We start from the raw sequence: 19,565 nt of genomic DNA on the forward strand, positions 1-19,565 counted from the left end.
ATCCATCCTAGAATGGATCAAGGTATATAACAAAGCTGATATGAGTCAGTTAGCAGCCAAACTACTCTACGCCAACCTCAGAGCCTTCCAGATTCAAACTCAGCTTATCGCCGCTTGTGTCATCCTCATCATCAAGCTCTCTCATTTCGATCTCTTGTTCGTCTTCAGACAGAATCTTCACGTCCATACCCAAGCTTTGCAGCTCTTTGATCAAGACCTTAAATGATTCTGGAACACCCGGTTCAGGTACATTTTCACCTTTGACAATGGATTCGTAAGTTTTAACACGTCCAACCACATCATCGGATTTCACAGTCAAAATTTCCTGAAGCGTGTACGCCGCGCCGTAGGCTTCCAATGCCCATACTTCCATCTCCCCGAAGCGCTGTCCACCGAATTGAGCTTTACCACCCAATGGTTGCTGCGTAACGAGAGAGTAAGGACCTGTAGAACGAGCATGGATTTTATCATCGACCATGTGCGCCAGTTTAATCATGTGCATGACACCGACAGTAACTTCACGTTCAAAACGATCACCCGTACGTCCGTCATACAACACAGTCTTACCATTACGCTGCATGCCTGCCTCTTCCATTGTATCGAACACGTCATACTCCTTGGCACCATCGAATACTGGAGTTGCCACATGAATACCAAGACGCATTGCAGCCATACCCAGATGGACTTCAAGCACCTGTCCGATGTTCATCCGTGAAGGTACCCCCAGCGGGTTCAGAACGACCTGTACTGGTGTACCATCCGGCAGGAACGGCATATCTTCTTCAGGCAAAATACGGGCAACGACACCCTTGTTACCGTGACGTCCAGCCATTTTATCGCCTTCGGAGATTTTACGTTTTTGAGCAATATATACACGAACCAACTGATTTACACCTGGTGGCAGTTCATCACCATTTTCACGTGTAAACACCTTTACATCTACAACAATCCCATCTGTTCCGTGAGGAACTCTCAAAGAAGTATCGCGAACCTCGCGTGCCTTCTCACCAAAGATTGCGTGTAAGAGACGTTCTTCAGCTGTCAATTCAGTCACACCTTTAGGTGTAACTTTACCAACAAGAATGTCACCTGCACCGATTTCGGCACCAATACGAATGATTCCACGCTCATCCAAGTTGCGAAGCGCCTCTTCACCGACATTTGGAATGTCACGAGTGATTTCTTCAGGTCCAAGTTTCGTGTCACGAGCCTCGGATTCGTATTCCTCAATATGGATCGAGGTGTATACATCCTCCTTGACCAGTTTCTCACTCAGCAGGATCGCATCCTCGTAGTTGTAACCTTCCCAAGTCATGAAGGCAACGACAACGTTACGTCCCAACGCCAACTCACCCATCTCTGTAGATGGACCATCCGCAAGAATATCGCCAACTTTGACAATATCTCCTCTGTTCACAATCGGGCGTTGGTTGATGCAAGTTCCTTGGTTAGATCGCATAAATTTGTGTAATTTATACTTAACAATGTCGCCCTTCACTTCAGCACCATCTACAGTTTCGATACGACGCAACCAAATTTCGTTAGCCGAAGAGCGTTCGATAACTCCGTTGTATTTGGATACAATGCAAACACCAGAATCTTTTGCAGACTTGTGCTCCATTCCTGTTCCGACCAATGGAGACTTCGGAATCAATAGTGGGACAGCCTGACGTTGCATATTGGAACCCATCAATGCGCGGTTAGAGTCATCATTCTCCAGAAACGGAATCAGTGCTGTCGCAACTGATACGACCTGTTTAGGTGATACGTCCATGTAATCGACACGGCTACTAGCCATTGGAATAATGTTATCAGACTGTTTGTTATAACGGACAATGACGACCTCATCCTTAAAGGTGTTTTCCTCCGTCAATTCCGCGTTCGCCTGAGCTACGATGTAGTTATCTTCTTCATCAGCAGTCAGGTAATCAATCTGGTCTGTAACTTTTCCAGTTTTTGGATCTACCCAACGATAAGGAGCTTCGATAAATCCGTACTCGTTGATACGTGCAAATGTGGACAAAGAGTTGATCAAACCAATGTTTGGTCCCTCTGGTGTCTCGATAGGACACATACGGCCGTAGTGACTTGGATGGACGTCACGCACTTCCATGCCTGCGCGTTCACGCGTCAAACCGCCGGGTCCGAGTGCGGACAGACGACGTTTGTGCGTTAATTCAGCAAGCGGGTTTGTCTGATCCATAAACTGAGACAGCTGCGAGCTACCAAAGAACTCTTTAATCGAGGCAATTACCGGACGTATGTTGATCAACGCTTGTGGCGTAATTACATTAGCATCCTGAATCGACATTCTTTCACGCACCACGCGTTCCATACGGGACAAACCGATACGGAACTGGTTTTGGAGCAACTCACCTACAGAACGTAAACGACGATTACCCAAATGGTCAATATCGTCCGTACTTCCGATACCGTGAAGCAAGTTAATAAAATAACTGATGGAGGAAATAATATCGGCAGGCGTAATATTCTTAACCGATTTATCAATATTTCCGTTAGCAATCAGTTTCACTACTTTACCGTCCTCAATTGGCGAGAACACATCAATCGTTTGAAGTGGAATATCATTGCTTTCCAGCACGCCGCTAGCAACATGATACGTGCGGTGTCCTACTGATTCCTCCAGTTGGGCCAGAATCTCGTCCAACAGGCGACGATCCACCATTTGTCCTGCTTCAGCGATAATTTCACCAGTTGTTGTATCAATCAATGTCTCAGCAAGACGTTGATTGAACAGACGGTTTTTGATGTGAAGCTTTTTATTGATTTTGTAACGGCCTACGTTGGCCAGATCATAACGTTTTGGATCAAAGAAGCGTGCAACAAGCAAGCTCTTTGCGTTATCCAGTGTAGGTGGCTCACCCGGGCGAAGACGCTCATAAATTTCAATCAGCGCTTTCTCCGTGGAATCCGTATTGTCTTTATCAAGTGTGTTGCGGATATATTCGTCATTGCCGAGCAAATCCAGAATCTCAGCATCAGTGCCAAAGCCAAGTGCACGCAGCAACACCGTAACCGGAATTTTACGGGTACGGTCAATCCGGACATAGATAATATCCTTCGCATCCATCTCCAGTTCGAGCCAAGCCCCCCGGTTAGGAATTACCGTTGCGGTGTATGTTGTTTTCGCATTCTTGTCGACTTTTGTGCTGAAATAGACGCTGGGAGAGCGAACCAACTGGCTGACAATAACCCGTTCCGCACCGTTAATAATAAACGTACCCGTTTCAGTCATCAGCGGGAAGTCTCCCATGAATACTTCCTGCTCTTTCACTTCCCCGGTCTCTTTATTAATAAGCCGGACTTTTACCCGAAGCGGTGCTGCATACGTAACGTCGCGTTCCTTTGCGTCGTCAACGGTATATTTGGGTTCTCCGAGAGAATAGTCGATAAACTCCAAAATCAGATTTCCAGTGAAATCTTGAATTGGTGAAATATCCCGAAACATTTCCCGTAATCCTTCCTCCAAAAACCAATCATAGGATTTTTGTTGGATCTCAATCAGGTTCGGAACCTCGAGTACCTCATTAATACGTGCATAACTGCGCCGAGTGCGTCGACCATATTGAACAAGATGTCCTGCCAACTTAAACTCACCCCTCATGTCTACTCACTTTAAAAATACATTGCGAACCTCTGTTTGTGACCTTATAATAAGACACATACAGAAGATTCAATCTTACAAATACAGAAAAGCCCTTACTCGAATGCATTCGAAAAAAGAGCAACGTATCTGCAGAATCCTCTTACCGGAAGATCTTCATCACTTGTAGATTTGCCCAAAATGGTTGTATTATACGTAATAGCGATAAATACTATACCTACTACGCATAAATCTATTGACATTTCAACAAACTAAAGCCATGGAGGGCATCCTAATACTGACATTTTATAATGATATCACAGACCAGGATTCAAGTCAATGGTCCTATTGCATTTTCTTAAAAACTTTTTTTGGCCTTCAAAATTCGATAGCCTTTATCCTTTGTAACTTCCTCCACATGACCGAAAAGACTCTCTATCTTAGCACTCGCCGAAGGGGCCCCCTGCTTTTTCTGAATGACTACCCACAAAGTTCCACCCTCATTTAAATGCTCATAAGCAAGTTCAAAAATGGTATGCACTGTTTCTTTTCCTGCACGTATAGGAGGATTCGTCAAAATTACGTCAAAACGTTCATTCTTCACTTCCGCAAACAAATCGCTTTGCTTAACGGTGACATTCTTAACCCCATTACGTTCCGCATTCTCTATCGCTAGTTGAACGGCTCGCTCATTAATATCAACCATTGTGACGTGTCCTTCTGGGACAAGCGCGGCTGCCGCCAAACCAATCGGCCCGTAACCGCATCCTACATCTAATACCGAGGCTTGTGCAGGAAGCTGCATCGCTTCAATCAGCACGCGACTCCCATAATCAATGCCCTGCTTCGAAAAAACGCCTGAATCGCTGACAAAACGGTATGACCGCCCCCGCAGCACTGTTTCCAGGCTCCGTCTTTCATGCGCCGTCTCTGGCCGCTTGGAGTAGTAATGATCAGCCATTCATGCCCACCTCTTTCGGTTGTACTACCATCATAGCCTTTACAATTACCTTTCAGACATGCTGGCACTACCGTTTTACAGCAACAAACCCCTTGAAGATCACCTCAAGGGGTTTGTTTTAGTTCATTGTCTGCTAGAAAGCAGTCAATTATTTCACTTCTACAGAAGCGCCTGCTTCTTCCAATTTTGCTTTAATGGATTCAGCTTCTTCTTTAGCGATTTTTTCTTTCAGTGGTTTTGGAGCGTTGTCAACCAGTTCTTTTGCTTCTTTCAGGCCAAGACCTGTGATTTCGCGAACTGCTTTGATAACGTTGATTTTGGAACCGCCAGCGCTTGTCAAGATTACGTCGAACTCGGATTGCTCAGCTTCAGCTGCGCCACCTGCTGCGCCACCTGCTACAGCTACTGGAGCTGCTGCAGTTACGCCGAATTCTTCTTCGATTGCTTTCACGAGATCGTTCAGTTCCAATACGGACATACCTTTAATTGCTTCCAAGATTTGCTCTTTACTCATGGTTGAACCTCCATTTAAATTCGTATTTTTTTGTTCTCAACTGCTATACAGCAGGTTTAATCCCTAACTTATGCGCTTTGCTCTTCTTTTTCTGCAACAGCTTTAACTGCAAGCGCGAAGTTGCGCACAGGAGCTTGAAGCACGCTGAGGAGCATGGAAAGGAGACCTTCGCGGGATGGCAGTTCTGCCAGTGCTTTGATTTCCTCAACACCGATAACGCGACCTTCTACAACTGCACCTTTCAGTTCCAGTGCATTGTTCTTCTTAGCGAAATCGTTCAAGATTTTAGCTGCAGACACTGCATCATCTTTGCCGAACGCGATTGCAGTAGGACCTGTCAATACTGCGTCCAGTTCAGTCAATTCTGCTGCCGCAGTTGCACGGCGGAGCAGTGTGTTTTTCAGCACTTGAAATTCGATTCCGGCTTCGCGAAGCTGCTTACGCAGCTCAGTTACTTGGGCAACATTCAGACCGCGATAGTCTGCAACCACAGTCGTTACGCTCTCACGTAATTTTGCAGCTACAACTTCAACAGCTTCTTGTTTTGCTTGAATCACCTTTGCATTTGCCAAACTGTACACCTCCTGATCAATTTATCCGCTTTGTTCGAAGCACCCGATCTGGTGATCTCACAAAGCTTGCTTTCATAAGCATGAAAAAAGCCTCCGTAGAGTACGAAGGCTTGATAAATCTACATGGACGGGACAAGCCCGTCACATGAAACGTTCTATCATAACACCTCGGTAGGAAATTAAGCCCTAAGGCACCTACTGTCTACGGTAAGCATATTCAACTTTAATGGTCAGTCACAAGGACTCACAACTTTTATAGAATAACAATTTTGATTGAACATGTCAATCAAAATATTATCTGTAAACAGATGCGTTCACACGTGCACTTGGTCCCATAGTCGAAGAAATAGCGATGTTTTTCAGGTATACACCTTTAGCAGCCGCTGGCTTCGCACGGTTCAAGGCTTCAACCAAGGCTTTAAGGTTCTCGTTCAGCTGTTCAGCACTGAAGGAAGCTTTGCCGATTGGTGCATGAATTTGACCGGCTTTGTCGAGACGGTATTCGATTTTACCGGCTTTAATTTCTTGAACAGCCTTGGCAACGTCGAAAGTAACTGTGCCTGCTTTAGGGTTAGGCATCAAACCTTTACCACCGAGCAAACGACCCAGTTTACCAACCTCACTCATCATATCAGGTGTCGCAACGCAGACGTCGAATTCAAACCAGCCTTGTTGGATTTTGTTGATCATATCTTGATCGCCAACAAAATCAGCGCCAGCAGCTTCCGCTTCTTTCACTTTGTCACCTTTTGCAAATACCAGAACGCGTTGTGTTTTACCCGTACCATGCGGCAGGACAACAACACCACGAACAGCCTGGTCTTGTTTACGGGAATCTACGCCCAGACGAACTGCAGCTTCAACGGTTTCGTCGAATTTAGCAGTCGCAGCCTTTTTCACCAGTTCAACGGCTTCTAAAGGCTCGTAAGTTGCTTCGCTGTCAATCAGCTTAGCAGCTTCCAGGTACTTCTTACCATGTTTAGCCATAATGTTTTCCTCCTTATGTGGTATTAGCGGATATTCCTCCCACACTTGCCGGACAGTCAAACTGCCGGCACACGTAGATTAATAAAATTAATCTACGATGGTGATACCCATGCTGCGAGCAGTACCTTCAACCATACGCATTGCCGATTCTACGGAAGCTGCGTTAAGGTCAGGCATTTTTTGCTCTGCAATTTGACGAACAGCAGCGCGATTTACAGTTGCAACTTTCGTTTTATTCGGTTCACCGGAACCTTTTTCGATTTTAGCAGCAACTTTCAACAGAACAGCAGCCGGTGGAGTTTTGGTGATGAACGTAAAAGAACGATCCTCAAATACCGAAATTTCAACCGGAATAATCAGGCCTGCTTGATCAGCAGTACGAGCATTGAACTCTTTACAGAATGCCATGATGTTGACACCTGCTTGACCCAAAGCTGGACCTACTGGAGGCGCTGGATTAGCTTTCCCTGCAGGAATCTGCAGTTTTACCATTTTAATTACCTTTTTTGCCATGGATGACACCTCCTTGACTCAATAGTGGTAGACGGACCTATCGATCCTCCCACAAGAAACCTGTAAGAAAAATCTATATTTTCTCCACTTGAGTATAATCCAACTCAAGCGGGGTTTCCCGTCCAAACATGTTGACGTGAACTTTAAGCTTGCTCTTCTCAACCAAAATTTCTTCCACGGAGCCCACAAAATTCGCAAAAGGACCAACTTTAATTCGCACGGATTCCTTAACATCGAATTCAATCTTCGGTTTCGGCTCTACCATGCCCATATGCTTCAGAATCTGTTCAACTTCTTCTGGAAGCAATGGCGTCGGTTTGGAACCCGAGCCTGTTGACCCTACAAATCCCGTAACACCTGGTGTGTTGCGTACAACATACCAAGAGTCGTCGGTTTGGACCATTTCGACTAAGACATAACCAGGGTAGACTTTACGCATAACGGTTTTTTTCTTACCGTCCTTGGTTACCAGTTCTTCTTCCATAGGAACAAGAACACGGAATATCTTGTCTTCCATGCCCATGGACTCAACGCGTTTTTCCAAATTGGCTTTGACTTTGTTCTCATACCCTGAATAGGTATGAACGACGTACCATCTTTTTTCCATATCAAGCCACCTGGAACCCTTCCTAGATAATCGCTTCGATCACAGCGGAAATGCCGATGTCGAGAACCCAAAAATAAATCGTGACGAACGCAATTGTCCCTATGACAATCAGCGTATAGTTGGTCAGTTCTTTACGATTGGGCCAGCGAACCTTCTTGAGTTCAGCCCAGCTTTCAGAGAAAAAGGAAAACAGAGACTTGAAACTGCGTTTCACGCCGACTACACCTCCAAAAACTATCTGGTTTCCCGATGAGAAGTCTGTTCGTTACAGGACTTACAGAATTTCTTCATCTCCATGCGGTCGGGGTGATTACGCTTGTTTTTCGTCGTTGTGTAATTTCTTTGTTTGCATGTTGTACAAGCCAAAGTAATAATTACCCGCATGATGTGCACCTCCCGAAGACATCCAACACCGGAAGTCTCATAATTGATCCTAAAAAAAACCGCGAATTTAGGCCTACCTAAAACACTTTATCACACGGGGTTTTCCATGTCAACGAATGTTTGCATACAATTCGCAGTCCCGACTGTGGTGCATTTTAACATCTGTGCATCCTTTTAAACTGTTCTCTGAAAAGCCGCTTCAAAAATCAAGGCGATATCTATTATTCGTCTTTTTTAGTATAAATCATTTGTAACACTTATAAACCTGCATAGCCTACCTATAACGAATAAAAAAAGACTCGGACTCGAGCCTTTTTCCCTGTCAGCCTCTACTTTCAACTATCTCTTACTTCCAGATACTTTTCAAGTTTACGCTTGACCCGTTGCAGCGCGTTATCAATGGATTTCACATGGCGGTCAAGATCCTCTGCAATCTCCTGATACGAACGTCCGTCCAGATACAACATAAGTACCTTGCGTTCCAGTTCGCTCAGAATCTCGGACATCTTGTCCTCAAGGCCCACAAATTCTTCCTGATTGATGATCAGCTCTTCAGGGTCACTTACTTGTGTTCCGCAAATCACATCGAGCAACGTCCGGTCTGACTCTTCATCATAGATGGGCTTGTCCAGAGACACGTAAGAGTTCAGAGGAATGTGCTTTTGTCGTGTAGCCGTCTTAATTGCCGTAATAATCTGTCGTGTAATGCACAACTCGGCGAAAGCCTTGAACGAAGCAAGCTTGTCTCCCTTAAAATCACGAATGGATTTGTAGAGACCAATCATGCCCTCCTGAATAATATCCTCGCGATCAGCACCAATCAGGAAGTAGGATCTGGCCTTGGCCCGCACAAAGTTCCGGTATTTGTTGATCAGAAACTCCAGCGCTTCCCCATCACCTTCATGGACTGCTCCGACAATGTCTTCATCATTTTTGTAATCAAACTTTGACAACATGATATCCTTGAGGTCCACACTCACTAACAATCCCTCCGGCTGCAACGCAAGGTACCCGTTACTCTCTCAAATATACGACAAGTATACGCGATGTAACCTGATACCGTCAACCACAACAACCTAAAAAAGAAGAGCGCTAACAAAATTGTCAATGGTTTCAAAATGGAGTGGCGTCCAATTATTGGTTTATTCTCTTCTCCATCGTTCAAACAACTTTCGAAGCTCCGGGCTCAGTTTGGCATCTAGCGAGTTACGGGACAATTTAGCACTATCCTGCTGGATTCGCTTCTGCACTTCTCTTTCGGATTCCTCAATCTCGATCAGTAGTTCTCGCGCCGACACCCTAAGTGCACCTTGCCCAAATGCGACATGTTGCTCTACCTGATCGCTTGTCGCTACGTAAATACTTCTTCTTTTACTGCTCAGCTCCCGAACCAATCGCTCGATGCACTCATCAGCAGTTTCTTTTTCTCTGGTAAAATAAATCTGGACTTTGCTCTGAGCAAAAGTTTTACCTAATCCTGGCACCCTGTAAGCATCAAATACGACGATGACTCTTCTGCCGGAATACGCCTGATGATCCGCCAGTCGTTCAAGAAGTCTGTCCCTCGCTTCCTGCATACCAGATTGTACCAGTGCGGAAAGTTCGGGCCAGGCTCCAATCATGTTGTAACCGTCCACAAGCAGAACATCCCGCGTGTCAGCCATATCGTTAGCCCCGTGCCTGTCGTCCGCGCAATACTTCGTACATGACAACACCTGCAGCTACAGAAGCATTAAGGGAATTAATTTGCCCCGCCATTGGCAGCTTGACGAGTACATCGCATTTCTCACGAATCAAACGGCCCATACCTTTATTTTCGTTACCAATGACAATGGCTACTGGTCCCGTGAATACTCCATTCCCAAAGACAGGGTCTGTCGCTGTAACATCCGTGCCAACTACCCATACACCTTCTTCTTTAAGACGATCAATGGTTTGTCCCAGATTGTTTACACGCGCCACCGGAACGTACTCCACAGCACCTGCCGATGTTTTGGACACCGTTACAGTTACAGCTGCAGAACGCCTTTTCGGCACAATAACACCATGCGCTCCAGTACAGTCCGCTGTACGAAGGATGGAGCCCAAATTATGAGGGTCTTCAATCTCATCCAGCAAAATCAAAAACGGCTCTTCTCCCTTATCACGAGCAGTTGCGAGCAATTCTTCCACTTCAACATAGGCAAAAGGCGCAGCTTGCGCGACCACTCCCTGATGTTGAATGCCCGGAACCATTTGATCCAGCTTACGCTTGTCCACCTGCAAAACAATAATTCCTGCTTTTTTCGCCTCAGCTGTAATCGGCAGTGTCAAATGTTTTTGCGCATTATCCGCAATCCAAATTTTATTTATTGTTCTGCCTGAACGCAATGCCTCCGTTACCGAATGCTTACCGGCAATCCATTCTTCTTCCATCTCTAGCTTCCTCCCGGGAAACGGCTGATACTTGTTCCATCCAGTCCATTCCCATTTATGATTTTCCTGTATTTTCCATTTGTGCAATTCCGTACGTAATCAACTCTCTTAATCTGTCCAAATGTCCATCACAATAAAGAGATCCAATCAACCCCTCCAGTGCAGTGGCGTGCCGATACTCAAGCACATCAGCATTTTTGGGCAAACTTCCTGATTTAGCATTTCTTCCTTGTCGGACAATATCGCGTTCTTCTTCCGTCAGTACATTTTCCAATAGCCCTAACATGCGACTCTGCGCCTTGGCGGAGACTAGCCCTGTGGCTCGCCGATGCAGATGATTTGGACGCAGGTTAGGCTGTGCCAACAAATATTGCCGGACAGCTACCTCGTACACTGCATCACCAATGTAAGCTAGTGCAATGGGAGGCATCAAACGTGCTGGCTTGGACGCAGGGTACGGGAACCAGTTCCCCGTACCTTCCGATGCTCCTGAGTTCAGTGGCTTATCATTCATTTTCGCCGCCACCGCATCCCCTGCGCCGTATCTTCAAGCACAATGCCTTTTGCAGCCAACAGATCGCGAATTTCGTCAGCTCTACCCCAATTTCTGGTCTTACGAGCTTCGACACGTTCTGCAATTAACTGCTCAATTTCGTCATCCAGCAACTCTTCACTCGGCTCCGAATAAATGCGAAGCACGTTATTCATCGAATGAAAGGTATGCAATACAGCTTGTAATTCTGCCTGATGTACGACATCTCGTTGCAACAAATGGTTTGCTTCGCTAACCCAATCGAATACAGCAGTAATCGCATCAGGTGTGTTGAAATCATCATTCATTTTTTCGCCAAACTGCTGCAAAATTCCGTCGAGCTTCGTTTGCAGTTCCGTCGATACTCCCTCATTACCTTTCAGCGCATTAGCTAAACGATGCTTCACATTGGCAACTGCATTGGCGATCCGTTCGACACTGTTCTCCGCCTGACTCATAGTCTCTTGGTTGTAGTTTAACGGATTTCGGTAATGCGTCGACAACATAAAATAACGTATAGCCTCAGGCTTGTGATGAGCGCGCAAATCTTTAACTAAAATACCATTACCGAGTGATTTCGACATTTTTTCATTATCTATGCGAATATATCCGTTATGCATCCAGTAGCGGGATAATGGCTTACCTGTAATCACTTCGGATTGTGCGCATTCACATTCATGATGCGGAAATTGCAGATCCTGTCCGCCCCCATGAATATCCAGTGTATCCCCCAAATAATGGCGAGCCATAGCAGAGCATTCGATATGCCAGCCTGGTCGTCCATTTCCCCAAGGGCTCGACCAATGAATTTCGCCCGGCTTCGCTGCCTTCCAGAGTACAAAGTCCTCGGCATTTTCCTTGCGTTCATCCACATTGATACGAATTCCGAACTGAAGCTCTTCCAGATTTTGACCTGACAGTTGTCCGTAATCTTTGAACTTTTTGGTCCGATAGAACACGTCGCCATCATTCTCATAGGCATAGTCTTTGTCTACCAATTCCTTAATAAAATCAATAATCAGATCCATGCTCTCTGTTACACGAGGGTTCATACTGGCAGCAGGAACATTCAATCCTGTCAGATCCTCATGGTAGGCAGCAATAAATTTCTCAGCAACTGCCGAAACATTCATGTCAAGTTCCCGAGCTTTGCGGATTAGTTTATCATCGACATCCGTAAAATTCACCACATAGTTTACATCATAGCCCAAGTACTCCAGGTAGCTACGCACCACATCAAATACAATTACAGGTCGTGCATTGCCAATATGAATGTAATCATACACGGTAGGACCGCATACATACATTTTAACCTTTCCAGGCTCCAGTGGCACAAAAGGCTCCCGACTCCTCGTCATTGTATTATAAATTTGAAGCGGCATTGTTATGTTCCTCCCTCATGAAAATCATTTTTCTAATGTATTCTCTTGGGCCACCTGATGTTTCTGAGCGGATGCCCCATCCTTCAAATCAGACATTTCTGCACGCAAACGTTCTATTTCCCGTTGAAGCTCTCGCATAGAATCCACAACCGGATCAGGCAACTGATGACTAAGTCGGTCTGGACGCCTACCATCCTGTCTGACAACTCGCCCCGGGATGCCCACCACCGTACTGTTTGGTGGAACTTCTTTGAGCACAACCGAGTTAGAGCCAATGTTGGATTGTGCCCCAATCGTGAAAGAGCCTAATATCTTCGCACCAGAGCCGATAACAACATTATTCCCAATGGTCGGATGGCGCTTCCCTTTCTCTTTCCCAGTCCCGCCGAGTGTGACCCCCTGATACAATACGACATCGTCGCCAATCTCACAGGTTTCCCCGATGACAACTCCCATGCCATGGTCAATGAACAGCCGATCTCCGATATGAGCGCCAGGATGAATTTCAATGCCTGTCATAAACCTTGATACCTGGGATATAACACGGGCTAGAGTACACCAGTTTCGCAAATAAAACCAATGTGCGATTCGGTGTGCCCAAAGGGCATGAACACCGGAATACGTAAAAATGACCTCCAGCTTACTCCGGGCGGCCGGATCATTATCCAAAACAGTCTGAATGTCGGATTTGAAATGTCTGAACATGTCGCCCTCCTATTCCCTTCATATCCTTGCCGCATCATCACAACACTTCACGTTCCGCCAATTTTCGCATCCACCAGCACTCTTCGACATTTTTCTATCTATAACGAGTCTGAGTCTGATAAAAAAGAAAAAGCGCCTCCGCAGCCTAAGCTGCAGAGACGCATGAACGTGGTCCCACTCTGCTTTCGAACATATCTGCTGCATAAAAAGCAGATAATCCGTCTTTGGCGTCCTGTAACGGGAACGAATCGGCACGCCCTTGTCACATCAGCATTTGATGCTAATGAGGGTTCGGGCGCACGGCTCCCAGGCGCATTTCCTCCGCAGGTCAACTGGACGGCTCTCAGCCTGGGGTTTCCCCTCGACCGTCCTCTCTGGCAGATGCCCTTATGCAGTGTACTTCTCCTGTTCGCAGCCTTTACACGTAAATATCAATCCGTATCAATGGAGTCATTATAGCGAAAAGACAACAAATTGACAAGAAATATCAGCCTTTAATTTGTGCCTTGAGACGATCCAGTACCTTGTCACGTCCAAGCAAAAAGATAGTTTCATTCAGATCCCGTCCATGCGTTTGGCCTGTAAGAGCCACACGAATCGGCATGAATAATTGTTTCCCCTTAAAACCGGTTTCCTTTTGAACTTCTTTGATCAGCTTAGCCATTTGTGGAGCTGTAAATTCCTCACTCGTTTCAACTTTACCTGCAAAAGCTCTAAGTACCTCAGGAACCTGCTCTTCGGCCAATACAGCTGCTGCTTCAGCATCCAGTTCCAGATGTGAACGGAAAAACAACTCAGACAACGTTACAATATCGGACGCAGATGTCATCTGTTCCTGGTATAAGCGAACAAGGGCCTTAGCCCAATCCAGTTGTTCCGCAGACAGCTCAGTAGGCAACAGCCCCGCTGTCTGGAGATGTGGAATCGCCATGCTGGCAATTCGCTCAGGATCAGCCTTTTTAATATAGTGATTGTTCAAATAAGCAAGCTTATTTGTATCAAACACAGCTGGACTTTTGGACAAACGATTAGGATCGAAAATCGAAATCAGTTGTTCCCGATCATAGATCTCTTCTTCGCCTTCTGGGGACCAACCCAGCAGTGCGATGAAGTTGAATATAGCTTCTGGCAAATAGCCCAACTTGTCATACTGCTCCATAAACTGAATAATGGATTCGTTACGTTTACTGAGCTTTTTGTGATCCTCACCTACAATCAGCGTCATATGACCGAAGCGTGGCGGTTCCCACCCGAGAGCTTCAAAGATCATCAACTGCCGCGGTGTATTGGAAACATGGTCTTCGCCCCGTAGTACATGCGATATTTTCATCAAATAATCGTCAACTGCTACAGCGAAGTTATATGTCGGAATACCGTCTTTTTTGACGATAACAAAATCGCCGCTTTCCTTGGAATTGAACGTAATTTGTCCTTTAACGATATCGTCAAACGTATATTCACGATCTTCCGGTACACGGAAACGAATACTTGGTACACGGCCCTCTGCTTCAAATGCCTGGCACTGTTCTTCTGTTAGATCACGATGTTTTCCAGAATAGCGCGGTGTCTCCCCACGTGCCGTCTGCTCTTCACGCTCGCGCTCCAGCTCTTCTTCAGTGCAGTAACAGCGGTAAGCCAAACCACGATCCAGCAAATCCTGCCAGTATGTTTTATATATGTCCAAGCGTTCAGTCTGACGATAAGGTCCAAACTCTCCTCCCACGTCTACGCTCTCATCCCAGTCCATACCCAACCATTTCAAATATTTAAGTTGGCTTTCTTCTCCGCCCTCAATATTGCGCTTCACATCTGTGTCTTCGATACGAATAATAAATTTCCCACCTTGATTGCGGGCAAACAAATAATTAAATAATGCCGTTCTGGCATTTCCAATGTGCAGATGCCCTGTAGGGCTTGGTGCATAACGTACACGAACTTCCGTGCTCATATAATCTCCTCCAAATTGAATTACTCAAGATGATAGCATTTACTTGATAAGACAGACAACCGATTGAGCCGCGATTCCTTCACCCCGGCCGGGAAACCCGAGTTGCTCTGTCGTGGTCGCCTTGACGTTCACCTGGGATAGCTCCTCTGCTTCCAGCGCCCGAGCGATGACTTCATTCATCTGCGGAATATACGATGCCATTTTGGGCTTTTGTGCGATAATCGTAGAATCGATATTCCCCAGGCGATATCCTCGCTCTTTAGCTAGCCCCCACACATGCTCCAGTAGCTTAAGACTGTCAGCATCCTTAAATTCTGGGTCATTATCTGGAAAATGCTTCCCGATGTCTCCCAAGCCAAGCGCGCCCAGGATAGCATCGCTAATGGCATGCAACAGTACGTCTGCATCGGAATGGCCCAATAAACCTTTTTCATACGGAATATTCACACCTCCGATGATGCATGGCCTTCCTTCCACCAGCTGGTGGACGTCAAATCCTTGTCCCACTCTGATCATTTGATATCCTCTCCCTCTGTTTTCACCCATAGCGCCGCCATATCCAAATCCTCCGGTGTAGTAATTTTGATGTTCTTATAGCTGCCTTGAACGACAGTAACCGGAATGCCTAGCCGCTCTATCAGCATAGAATCATCTGTTCCCAAGAATCTCGACTGCTCCGCTTCCTCATAGGCTCGCAGCAGATCGGAAAGACGAAAAGTCTGTGGCGTTTGAATACTCCACAGACTTCGGCGATCCGGCGTTGCTGTAATGATACCATCCCCGTTCACTTGCTTGACCGTATCCTTTACAGGTACTGCCGCTACAGAAGCACCAGTACGCTGGGCTGCCTCAAGGCATGAACGTACAAGCTCAGGTTGAATGAGTGGACGCACACCATCATGCACCATCACCCAATCCGCTTGTAAGTGGCGCAGACCGCGATAGACCGAATGCTGGCGTTCACTGCCACCAGCCACCACCCGTACATTTTTACCGATTTTGTATTGATGAATCCAATCTCGGCAGCGTTCCACATCTGCTGTCCCAGTCACCATCACCATTTCATCCACTTCGGGCATAGCTGCGAATATTTCAAGTGTATGTATGAAGATGGGCTTGTCCCGCAAAAGCAGAAATTGCTTGCTCTCCTGCGTCCCCATACGGGAGCCGCGCCCTGCTGCCACAATGACAACTCCTACCCGATTGTTCATTCAAATAACTCCTGCCCTGATCGCACTTGGACGATCCGTATGATAACACATCTACTTCATCATACCGCGTTTATTGAGCTTTTTCCAATAATTTCGGTTTGGCAAAGATCATACGTCCGGCCGAGGTCTGAAGTACACTCGTGACCAGCACCTCCATAAGAGAGCCAATATAGTCACGTCCGCCTTCCACAACAATCATCGTACCATCATCCAGATAGGCTACACCCTGCCCATGCTCCTTGCCGTCTTTAATAATCTGCACCATAATTTCCTCACCGGGCAGTACGACAGGCTTCACTGCATTCGCCAAATCGTTAATATTCAGCACTGATACACCTTGCAGTTCGCATACTTTATTCAGGTTAAAATCGTTAGTTACAACTTTACCCTGTAACACCTTTGCCAGCTTGACCAACTTACTGTCAACCTCTGAAATTTCCTCAAAATCACCTTCGTAAATGAGCACATTCACATCCAGCTCTTTTTGGATTTTATTCAAAATATCCAGGCCCCGTCGTCCACGATTACGCTTAAGTAAATCTGATGAATCTGCAATATGCTGAAGCTCCTCTAACACAAATTCAGGAATCACAATCGTTCCTTCAATAAAACCTGTCTTGCAGATATCTGCAATACGCCCATCTATAATGACGCTGGTGTCCAAAATTTTATGTTCCTCCAGCTTGCGTTCTTCTGCACCCGTTCCCCGACCAAAAAAGCCAGAACTCCAAAAGGATGACAGCTCGTCCCGCTTTTCTAGTCCAACCATCAATCCCACATATCCACATATCACGGTAACAGCCGTCTGGATAAGTTGACCCGGGGCCCCCAACCATGAAAAAAGCGGATAGACTGCTAAGGAAAGTATCAATCCCACCGCTAAACCAATCACACCTGCCATCATCTCGTTCATCGGAATTCGTACCAAGCCTTCAATGCCCTGTTGCAACCGGTTCGCCACGGATGCTCCTGCGAATGAGCACCCGGCCATAAATAACACTGCTCCCGCCATCATCCAAACAACCATTCCCGGTAAAGACCCATCACTCAACCATTCTGGCATCCACGATACAATGCCCCCTACCCGCTGGTATAACGTATAGCCAAACCATGCTCCGCACAATCCTGTAAAAGTTAAAATAGCCTTTCTCCACATTGAATCTCTATACCTCCTTTATTTTCTTTTCATTAGTCTGCTATTTATTGGATACATAGCATTTCTCTTACCAGTATGATCCATTTCCCACATAACTAACCCTGTGTTTTCACTTTTTATGCATAAAAAAAGCATTTATCTCCTTGAAATAATTCAAGGAAATAAATGCTTATACTTGCTTGATACTACCGCTGTGAATGACGATATTGATCGTCCTGTTCTTCCTGACTGGAACGATCCCGATCACGCCCACGTCTGCGTGATAGTTTACGAATGTTCAGCTTCATACCATACAATGCATACAGCACCAGTGGCACAAAAATCAGCTTCGACAGCTGGTCAGGGAATTTAACAGCCAACACCACCGCTGCAATTACGACCCATGGAGCCACCCAAATTGCTTTTTTCGGGAGGCCAACCTTTTTAAAATTTGGATATTTCATGGAGCTGACCATCAAATAAGAGACCAGCAACATGGCAATCGACATGTATAACAAAGAAATATCGTTATGGAATAAGGACAAAGTGGCTAATACGCCACCTGCTGCCGGAATTGGTAGACCCGTAAAATAACCTGGTACACCAGGACGTACGTTAAATCGAGCCAAACGCAACGCTCCGCACATCGGGAAAATGGCAGTAACCGTCCAAGCGAGAGCCGAATTCGCATCATGAAAAGCAACCATGTACATAATAACTGCGGGAGCAACACCAAAAGATATCATATCTGATAAGGAGTCCAGTTCTTTACCGAATTCGCTTTGGGCATTCAGGACCCGGGCCATTCTTCCATCCAGTCCGTCCAACAACATGGCGACAATAACCATAATAGCGGCAAGACTGTATTTTCCGTCTACAGCCAATAAAATGGCGATCATTCCGAGAAACAAGTTACCTAAGGTACACAAGTTCGGAATTGATTTGGTAATCATCTCTTCACCTCAATGTATGAATTGTTCCATTATAATCCTTTCACTGTATTACATTTACATTTGCCTGTCAATGAAAACTTGTTCCTGCAAACGTTTAAGACCTTCTTTAATCGTACGCGCACGAACCTCTCCAATACCATCCACTTCATCCAGTTCTTCTATCGTTGCTGTGATGACATGTGGAAAACGTCCAAACCGCTCTACCAGATTATGAATAATCACATTCGGTAAACGCGGTATCTTGTTCAGTACCCGATAGCCGCGTGCAGCAATATACTCCTCTGATGTCGCAGCTGAAGAAGGGTAGCCTAGTAAACGTACAATATGATTCACATCCAACAATTCGTCGTCCGTAGAACGTTTGAGTCCCAATATAATTTCACGAATCTTTTCGTCGCTATCGTCTTTGGCATAATCCTTATACAACAACCATGCTTCTTCCTCAATATTGCTGACAAGCTCTTCCATCTGCATACTAATTAGACGGCCCTCATTTCCGAGCTCGTTAATAAATCGTTTGATCTCCATTTTGATGCGCAGCACCATTTCGATCCGTTGGATGACATTAACGACCTCCGGCATGGTAACCAGCTCTTCAAATTCAGATGCTGTCAAATTCGTAGAGGCTTGCCCCAACACAGATCTATATTTTTCTAACGTCTGAATAGCCTGATTGGCTTTCGTTAAAATAACCCCGATTTCCTTGAGCGCATACCGTAATGTCCCCTGATACAAGGTAATAATATTACGCCGCTGGGAAATAGACACAACTAATTTGCCAGTCTGCTTTGCAACTCGTTCTGCTGTCCGGTGCCGAATTCCTGTTTCAATTGAAGAAATGGAGGAGTCCGGAATCAGTTGCGTATTGGCATATAAAATTCGTTTTAAATCCTCGCTTAATATGATTGCGCCGTCCATTTTAGCCAACTCATATAAATAGTTCGGTGAAAAATCACAATTGATGGAGAAACCGCCATCCACGACTTCCATAACTTCTGGGCTATAGCCAACGACCAGAAGAGCACCCGTTTTGGCACGCAAAACGTTTTCCAACCCGTCGCGAAAGGGAGTTCCCGGTGCCACAAGCCGCAGCAAATCGTTCATTTTATCCAGTTGGCTCGCTTCTTTCATTCTCAATGCCC

22 protein-coding genes and 1 other annotated feature are annotated in these 19,565 nt (G+C 45.8%); of the genes, 1 reads left to right on the forward strand and 21 read right to left on the reverse strand.

Features of this window, described 5'->3' with window-relative positions:
• Window positions 1–61: 61 nt before the first annotated feature.
• The 15 genes from rpoB to cysE form a co-directional block, all read right to left on the reverse strand.
• A complete protein-coding gene (gene rpoB, locus ACYCS5_RS11540; RefSeq protein WP_029514493.1) occupies window positions 62–3,607 on the reverse strand; it encodes a DNA-directed RNA polymerase subunit beta in 3,546 nt (1,181 codons plus the stop codon).
• 355 nt (window positions 3,608–3,962) lie between these two features.
• Complete coding sequence (locus tag ACYCS5_RS11545; RefSeq protein ID WP_029514494.1) at window positions 3,963–4,565, reverse strand: class I SAM-dependent methyltransferase; 603 nt, start codon at window positions 4,563–4,565, stop codon at window positions 3,963–3,965.
• 148 nt (window positions 4,566–4,713) lie between these two features.
• Window positions 4,714–5,079, reverse strand: a complete 366-nt coding sequence (gene rplL, locus ACYCS5_RS11550) for a 50S ribosomal protein L7/L12 (protein ID WP_029514495.1) — start codon at window positions 5,077–5,079, stop codon at window positions 4,714–4,716.
• A gap of 68 nt (window positions 5,080–5,147) precedes the next feature.
• Window positions 5,148–5,651, reverse strand: a complete 504-nt coding sequence (gene rplJ / locus ACYCS5_RS11555; protein WP_013312168.1) for a 50S ribosomal protein L10 — start codon at window positions 5,649–5,651, stop codon at window positions 5,148–5,150.
• 74 nt (window positions 5,652–5,725) lie between these two features.
• Window positions 5,726–5,877: a sequence feature (ribosomal protein L10 leader region), on the reverse strand.
• A gap of 68 nt (window positions 5,878–5,945) precedes the next feature.
• A complete protein-coding gene (gene rplA / locus ACYCS5_RS11560; protein WP_013312169.1) occupies window positions 5,946–6,638 on the reverse strand; it encodes a 50S ribosomal protein L1 in 693 nt (230 codons plus the stop codon).
• 87 nt (window positions 6,639–6,725) lie between these two features.
• On the reverse strand, window positions 6,726–7,151 hold the full coding sequence (gene rplK / locus ACYCS5_RS11565) for a 50S ribosomal protein L11 (RefSeq protein WP_007432595.1): 426 nt from the start codon (window positions 7,149–7,151) through the stop codon (window positions 6,726–6,728).
• 73 nt (window positions 7,152–7,224) lie between these two features.
• Window positions 7,225–7,758, reverse strand: a complete 534-nt coding sequence (gene nusG, locus ACYCS5_RS11570; protein WP_007432596.1) for a transcription termination/antitermination protein NusG — start codon at window positions 7,756–7,758, stop codon at window positions 7,225–7,227.
• 22 nt (window positions 7,759–7,780) lie between these two features.
• Complete coding sequence (secE, locus tag ACYCS5_RS11575; RefSeq protein WP_013312170.1) at window positions 7,781–7,972, reverse strand: preprotein translocase subunit SecE; 192 nt, start codon at window positions 7,970–7,972, stop codon at window positions 7,781–7,783.
• 20 nt (window positions 7,973–7,992) lie between these two features.
• Window positions 7,993–8,142: a 50S ribosomal protein L33 gene (gene rpmG, locus ACYCS5_RS11580; protein WP_023990562.1), complete on the reverse strand. Its 150-nt coding sequence runs from the start codon at window positions 8,140–8,142 to the stop codon at window positions 7,993–7,995.
• Window positions 8,143–8,477: 335 nt separating this feature from the next.
• Window positions 8,478–9,122: an RNA polymerase sporulation sigma factor SigH gene (sigH, locus tag ACYCS5_RS11585; RefSeq protein WP_016324748.1), complete on the reverse strand. Its 645-nt coding sequence runs from the start codon at window positions 9,120–9,122 to the stop codon at window positions 8,478–8,480.
• A 162-nt stretch (window positions 9,123–9,284) separates the two neighbouring features.
• Entirely contained in the window at window positions 9,285–9,806 is a 522-nt protein-coding gene (locus tag ACYCS5_RS11590) for an NYN domain-containing protein (RefSeq protein ID WP_007432599.1), read from the reverse strand.
• 4 nt (window positions 9,807–9,810) lie between these two features.
• Window positions 9,811–10,557, reverse strand: coding sequence for a 23S rRNA (guanosine(2251)-2'-O)-methyltransferase RlmB (gene rlmB / locus ACYCS5_RS11595; RefSeq protein WP_013312173.1), 747 nt, complete (start codon window positions 10,555–10,557; stop codon window positions 9,811–9,813).
• A gap of 55 nt (window positions 10,558–10,612) precedes the next feature.
• Window positions 10,613–11,071, reverse strand: coding sequence for a Mini-ribonuclease 3 (locus tag ACYCS5_RS11600; protein ID WP_029514497.1), 459 nt, complete (start codon window positions 11,069–11,071; stop codon window positions 10,613–10,615).
• Complete coding sequence (gene cysS / locus ACYCS5_RS11605; protein ID WP_029514498.1) at window positions 11,068–12,471, reverse strand: cysteine--tRNA ligase; 1,404 nt, start codon at window positions 12,469–12,471, stop codon at window positions 11,068–11,070. Before cysS ends, ACYCS5_RS11600 begins: the two co-directional genes overlap by 4 nt.
• Window positions 12,472–12,495: 24 nt before the next feature.
• Complete coding sequence (gene cysE / locus ACYCS5_RS11610) at window positions 12,496–13,176, reverse strand: serine O-acetyltransferase (protein ID WP_340886518.1); 681 nt, start codon at window positions 13,174–13,176, stop codon at window positions 12,496–12,498.
• A 162-nt stretch (window positions 13,177–13,338) separates the two neighbouring features.
• Here cysE and ACYCS5_RS11615 point away from each other — a divergent pair, with 162 nt between their 5' ends.
• Window positions 13,339–13,635 carry a hypothetical protein gene (locus ACYCS5_RS11615; RefSeq protein ID WP_203055994.1) on the forward strand — a complete coding sequence of 99 codons (297 nt, stop codon included), beginning with the start codon at window positions 13,339–13,341 and terminating at the stop codon, window positions 13,633–13,635.
• Window positions 13,636–13,663: 28 nt separating this feature from the next.
• Here the strand turns inward: ACYCS5_RS11615 and gltX are convergent, their stop codons facing one another.
• The 6 genes from gltX to disA all read right to left on the reverse strand — a co-directional run bounded on the left by gltX (window position 13,664) and on the right by disA (window position 19,554).
• Entirely contained in the window at window positions 13,664–15,124 is a 1,461-nt protein-coding gene (gene gltX, locus ACYCS5_RS11620; RefSeq protein WP_029514500.1) for a glutamate--tRNA ligase, read from the reverse strand.
• A gap of 39 nt (window positions 15,125–15,163) precedes the next feature.
• Entirely contained in the window at window positions 15,164–15,640 is a 477-nt protein-coding gene (gene ispF / locus ACYCS5_RS11625) for a 2-C-methyl-D-erythritol 2,4-cyclodiphosphate synthase (RefSeq protein ID WP_025723806.1), read from the reverse strand.
• The gene (gene ispD, locus ACYCS5_RS11630) at window positions 15,637–16,335 is read right to left on the reverse strand and encodes a 2-C-methyl-D-erythritol 4-phosphate cytidylyltransferase (RefSeq protein ID WP_029514501.1); all 699 of its coding nucleotides are present in this window, start codon (window positions 16,333–16,335) and stop codon (window positions 15,637–15,639) included. The genes ispF and ispD overlap by 4 nt, the downstream gene beginning before the upstream one ends.
• A gap of 70 nt (window positions 16,336–16,405) precedes the next feature.
• The gene (locus tag ACYCS5_RS11635; protein ID WP_029514502.1) at window positions 16,406–17,491 is read right to left on the reverse strand and encodes a PIN/TRAM domain-containing protein; all 1,086 of its coding nucleotides are present in this window, start codon (window positions 17,489–17,491) and stop codon (window positions 16,406–16,408) included.
• Window positions 17,492–17,676: 185 nt separating this feature from the next.
• Window positions 17,677–18,423, reverse strand: a complete 747-nt coding sequence (pssA, locus tag ACYCS5_RS11640; RefSeq protein ID WP_069011498.1) for a CDP-diacylglycerol--serine O-phosphatidyltransferase — start codon at window positions 18,421–18,423, stop codon at window positions 17,677–17,679.
• Between the two features lie 54 nt (window positions 18,424–18,477).
• On the reverse strand, window positions 18,478–19,554 hold the full coding sequence (gene disA, locus ACYCS5_RS11645; protein ID WP_013312183.1) for a DNA integrity scanning diadenylate cyclase DisA: 1,077 nt from the start codon (window positions 19,552–19,554) through the stop codon (window positions 18,478–18,480).
• Between the last annotated feature and the right edge of the window lie 11 nt (window positions 19,555–19,565).

It is taken from the genome of Paenibacillus sp. SEL3 (assembly GCF_054602585.1).